Raw genomic sequence first — 5,388 nt, 5'->3', positions numbered from 1 at the left:
TTGGTGTATTCCTCTACTGTTGCCAACTGATTCAAGTTGTCTTGCTTTTCTGTAGCAGAAAGCTCAGGGAACACCCTGAGAAGCTCTGATGAATCTATGACCGGCTTCCCCAGATGATCCTTCTCTATGCTTATCTTGCCAGTTTTTATGTAAACCCTATAAAGGGTTGACCGGGCGATTCCAGCCATTCTTGCTGCTTCAGATATACTGACCTTTGCCATGTTGCGTATTGATTCACCATGTAGCAATAGATGTCCACTATCATTCTGAGATCAAGAATCGTCAAGTCCATTGAGTAAATACGCCAAAGGCGTATAGTTACAACATGGAATTCATAGAAACCCCCACCTTCACCAAGCTCATCCTGGAACTACTGACAGATGATGCTTACCTAGAGATACAGAGAGTGCTTGTCGAGAATCCAGAAAAGGGGGACATCATCAAGGGCGGGGGCGGTATCAGAAAGCTTCGCCACAATCTCCCAGGAGTAGGGAAGAGTGGCGGTATCCGCGTCATCTACTACTGGGTCAAGGATAAAGACCAGATATTTATGCTGCTGGCCTACCCAAAATCCAAGAAGGATGACCTAACGGATAAGGAAACTGCCATCCTGCGAAACTATGTGAAGGAGCTTTAGGAGATGGAAAAAGAGCTATTCGATGATCTTGTGCAGAGCCTCCAAGAGGCAAAAGAAATCAAGCAAGGGTCGGCCAGGCCTTCGCGTAAATTCACCATCCACACCCCAGATGCCAAGAAGGTCAGGGAAAAGGTAGGGTTATCTCAGCGAGACTTTGCCGAGCTTGTAGGTGTCAGCATTGATACTATACAGAACTGGGAGCAGCGCCGTAGAAATCCAAGCGGCCCCGCAGCGGCTCTACTCCGAATCGTGGACAGTGCCCCAGATATCGCCTACAAAGCCATTAAGACGAATGGAGAGCGGGTATCCAGATAAAATGACAGCATCACCGATTTGTCTCATAACGGCCCGTCAACGGTATGCGGAGAGCCCAGCAAAAGCAGGCTATCCATCCTGCCTTCAGTCAGTCCCACGAGACAGAATGATACAAAAGGTCTATAGAAAGTCGAACGCGGCGACTGATTTTCGAGAAGAAATCGATGAAGATAGATTGTGATAAATGGTCCCACTCAGTACCATTCGCCAATAGAAGATAATCATCCCTACCAAAGGTTTCAGTGACAACCAACAACCCGAATGTTTCCCTAATCGTTCCATGCCATAACGAAGCAGAAAACCTATCCGCTCTCTACGAACGGGTAAGAAACGTCATGGAATCCACTGGGAAGACCTGGGAAATGGTCTGCATCAACGACGGAAGCAAGGACGATACCCTAGACCGCCTGCTAGCTCTGCATGACCTTGATCCTAGAGTTGTCGTCATCGATCTCTCCCGCAATTTTGGGAAAGAAGCCGCTCTCACTGCTGGCCTGGATCATGCCCTGGGAGATTGCGCTATTCCGTTGGACGCCGATCTTCAAGATCCGCCAGAACTCATCCCTGAGCTACTCGCCAAATGGAAAGAAGGATACGACGTAGTCAATGCGGTTCGGCTGACTAGGAAGGGTGAAACGTGGCTCAAACGTGCAACCTCCTATGCTTTCTATCGATTCATCAATCGGATGAGTGAGGTACCCATACCTGCGGATACTGGAGACTTCCGATTGCTTTCACGACCGGTATTGGATGCTCTCAAGATGCTCCCAGAGCGCCGCCGCTTCATGAAGGGGCTCTTTGCATGGGTGGGATTCCGCACAATAGACGTTCACTACCATAGAGAACCTCGCCTCTCTGGGAAAACCACATGGAACTACTGGAAGCTGTGGAATTTTGCTATCGAGGGTATTACATCATTCAGTAGAGTACCCCTTCAGCTCGCTGCTCATCTGGGTCTGGCAGTTTCCATTCTGGCGTTTCTCTATGCGGCGTACCTAATCATCGGAACGCTGGTATATGGGAACCCTGTGAAGGGGTATCCATCCATGATGGTCACGCTTCTCTTCCTGGGCGGTGTGCAACTGATAGCCCTTGGAGTGATCGGTGAATACCTGGGGAGAATCTACGAAGAGACCAAGGGCAGGCCGGTATATCTGATACGCGGTTCCACGACTAAAAGTCTTCACGATGATAAACATGGCTTCGAATAAACGCTTTCACGAAATCATCAGATTTGGAGTCTCCGGCGTAGCTGGCTTTATCGTTGACGCAGGTCTTATTGCCATCTTCACGCAGGCGTTTGGGCTAGGTCCCATAGTTGCCCAGCTCATAGGGTTCACTGCCGCAGTCACTGTCACTTGGCTTATTAATCGTCACTGGACCTTTGCAGAACATGCCAGCGATAAGTGGCTTCATGAATGGACCCGCTATGTAGCGGCCAATTCAATTGGTGCAGCCGTCAATAACGGTGTGTATGTCGGTCTTGTGCTTGGATTGTCTGCTTTCTCCAAGATTCCAGTCCTCGCTGTTGCTATCGGGTCTATAGCAGGAATGGGTTTTAATTTTCTTGCATCGAAGCGACTGATATTCAGGGCGCTCAATTGATAACAATGACTTCCTACTTCTGAATTATGTCCTAGCTATAGGGAATCCTGCATGAGTTTATGGGGAACCGAGCAATTTTCACCGGTATCTGGCCCAGATAGGTCATCATCTAAGCCTGAAAATAATCAATCGGCAGAATGGTTAGATCGTTATCCGTGGCTACCGATCCTTTTTCTAGTGCTGTTGCCATTCCTGGTGGAGTTGCCACTTGCCATATTTGGTTTGAGTACGGATCCCATCTGGCTGAACTCTGGCGCGGTCCTTGGCACACATGGCGGCTTATTGCCGGACCTTCCTTACATAGATCCCAATGTGGGTTTCACCACCCAGGCCCTGGGCCATCTTGCCGCCCATGACTGGTTAACTGGGACAATTCCGTGGTGGAATCCGTATTCCGGCATAGGTCTACCATTGGCTGGGGAAATGCAGCCTAATGCCTTCTTCCTGCCCTTTGTATTCCTATTACTTCTGCATAACGGTGTCTTGTGGCTCAAAATCGCCATGCAGGTCATGGCTGGTTTAGCGACTTTTGTGCTTCTTCGCGAATTAAATCTGGGCCGACTCGCGGCTATGATGGGAGGAGCATTATACGCACTGAATGGCACCTTTGCATGGATGCCAGGCGAAACCATCTGCAATACCATTCCTTTTCTTCCTCTGTTGCTCTATGGAATAGAACGGGCGCGTAAAGATAATGGTGCTTCGGCTATCCTCTGGATCAGTCTTGCCATCGCTGGTTCCCTGCTCGCGGGGTTTCCCGAGGCGGCCTATATCAACGGTCTGCTGGCGTTTGCGTGGGCGCTTTACCGTTTCTTCGGGGAGCTGCGGCGTTGGCGCTTTGCCGGACGGGTGATATATGGGGGCCTTTTGGGGCTGCTGCTAGCGGCGCCTTTGTTAGTGGCTTTTATTGATTACCTAGTGACCACTAATACCCTTGCGTCTCACACCCTTGGTGAAGCATTTCTACCTATTCAAGCAATTTCCAATTTATATCTACCCTATGTATATGGCCCAATATTTCATACGGCGGGGAGCGATGTGCTTGGTGATGTATGGGGGAAAGGTGATGTATGGGGGAAAGTGGGCGGCTATGCCGGAATTCTAATGGTCTTCTTTGCCTGCGTAGGAGCAATAGCTGGTAGTCAAGAAAGGGAATTACGCTGGCTGTTGCTGGGGTGGATCCTTCTTGCCTGGACCAAAAGCTTTGGTTTTACGCCGGTGATGGAGATCATGAACCACATCCCTCTATTAAAGGATGCTGCGTTCTATCGATATTCTCCACCTAGCTGGGAGATGGCTCTAGCAATTCTTTCTGCCTTTACAATAAATGAGATACGAAAAAAATTACCGAAAATCCTATTTCCATTGTTTATAACAATAGGATCTTTGGCTTTCGCTGTATTCCTTGCTTGGCCATGGCACGCATCCTTAGGCTATCCGACTGGGCAGATCGGAAAGATGATGATTTTGATGGGCGTCGCCATCCTCTGGGCGCTGACGGGTCTAGGCCTTGTCCTGCTGGCGTGGTTCGTCTTGCGAGAGGAAAGCCGACGCTGGGCTTTGTCCCTTTTGCTGATGGTAGATGTCGCGGTATTGTTCGCGGTCCCGGAGTTGTCCGGTGTTCATTCTGGGCAGGTAGATAGGCCAGCGGTATATTGGTTGCGCACGCATCTAGGTCTTTCGCGTTTCTACACCTTGGGTCCCATTCAACCAAATTATGGGGCTTATTTTCAGGTCGCTTCCATCAACCATAATTATCTCCCGGTACCAAAAAACTGGGTTTCCTACGTGCAAAACGCATTATTTCCTTTCATAAATCGAACCAATGGAGTAGTTTTCCTCGCATATTTTGGTACGCAATATGGCGTTTCCGCGCTTTATCGAAATTTGGACAACTACGAGAAAGTCGGTGTTCGCTATGTAATTACCAACGGTGGCCAAAATCTGATTCCATCAGTAACTATACCGGCGGGCAAGAATGGCAATACCCCACTCCCGTTATTGGCCGGGCAATCGGCAAAGGTTTCTTTTACCACACCAACGGGATGGAAAAGCACTGATTCGATCACGGGGATAGGGGTATTACAGGGCAACTACGGCAATACCGCCAATGGAAACTTAGCGATCAAGGTTTGTACGGTTACCCATGGTTGCGTTGCTGGCAGCAGACCCTTATCCGAGTCGCGGGATAACAGCGTGTTCTCCATCCCACTCGAACAGCCTCTACCAATCAAGCCAGGGGAGACGTTGACTATCACTTTCTCCCACGTTGGTGGTAATCGCCCTGAAGCCCTCTGGCTTTGGCCGCAAGTCCCCGGCCATGCGCAAAAAATCACCGGGCCAGGTGGGTCTCTGCCCGGCAAGGCCCTCCAGCTAGCCCTAGAATATGGCGATGCCGCAACCAGCGGCATCCATAAGGTCTATTCCGACGCCGTCATGGATATCTGGGAACTGCCCCACCCCGCGCCCTACTATACGGTGCTCAGGGGTCAATGCACCCTTTCCGGGGAAACGCGCGATAGTGTCGAAGCCCATTGCGCCACTCCCGCCACCCTGCTGCGCCGGGAATTGTTTATGCCCGGCTGGACCGCCACGGTGAACGGGGCGGGTGCGGTGGTATCCGCTCATGAGAAGATCTTTCAGATCATCAGCCTGCCTGCAGGAAACAATGTGGTCCGCTTCCACTTCGCCCCACCTTATGTGGGCTACGCCTGGATCGCCTTCTGGCTGGGAGTGGCGGGATTATTCTGGCAGATGATTGTGTGGTGGAAGTCGAAGCTGCATGAAAAAAGTCATGCTTGTACCGGATACCATATCCTATAGATCGGAAG

At 50.4% G+C, this 5,388-nt stretch carries 5 protein-coding genes and 1 pseudogene; 5 read left to right on the top strand and 1 reads right to left on the bottom strand.

The features are described from left to right. Positions 1-221, bottom strand: a pseudogene (locus tag RTI30_RS12340) (DNA-binding protein); the annotation flags it as partial. Between the two features lie 104 nt (positions 222-325). Here RTI30_RS12340 and RTI30_RS12335 point away from each other — a divergent pair. The 5 genes from RTI30_RS12335 (at position 326) to RTI30_RS12315 (ending at position 5,380) form a co-directional block, all read left to right on the top strand. Next, complete coding sequence (locus RTI30_RS12335; protein ID WP_312283889.1) at positions 326-637, top strand: type II toxin-antitoxin system RelE/ParE family toxin; 312 nt, start codon at positions 326-328, stop codon at positions 635-637. 3 nt (positions 638-640) lie between these two features. Next, a complete protein-coding gene (gene nadS / locus RTI30_RS12330) occupies positions 641-952 on the top strand; it encodes a NadS family protein (protein ID WP_312283888.1) in 312 nt (103 codons plus the stop codon). Positions 953-1,194: 242 nt separating this feature from the next. After that, entirely contained in the window at positions 1,195-2,163 is a 969-nt protein-coding gene (locus tag RTI30_RS12325) for a glycosyltransferase family 2 protein (RefSeq protein WP_312283887.1), read from the top strand. Then, the gene (locus RTI30_RS12320; protein WP_312283886.1) at positions 2,150-2,557 is read left to right on the top strand and encodes a GtrA family protein; all 408 of its coding nucleotides are present in this window, start codon (positions 2,150-2,152) and stop codon (positions 2,555-2,557) included. The genes RTI30_RS12325 and RTI30_RS12320 overlap by 14 nt, the downstream gene beginning before the upstream one ends. Positions 2,558-2,608: 51 nt before the next feature. Then, complete coding sequence (locus RTI30_RS12315; RefSeq protein WP_312283885.1) at positions 2,609-5,380, top strand: hypothetical protein; 2,772 nt, start codon at positions 2,609-2,611, stop codon at positions 5,378-5,380. Positions 5,381-5,388 lie beyond the last annotated feature (8 nt).

The sequence above is a fragment of the Candidatus Igneacidithiobacillus taiwanensis genome, assembly GCF_031962545.1.
GTDB classification, from domain to species: domain Bacteria; phylum Pseudomonadota; class Gammaproteobacteria; order Acidithiobacillales; family Acidithiobacillaceae; genus Igneacidithiobacillus; species Igneacidithiobacillus taiwanensis.
The sequence above is the reverse complement of the archived record's forward strand: the minus strand, read 5'-3'. Positions and strand labels throughout refer to the sequence as shown.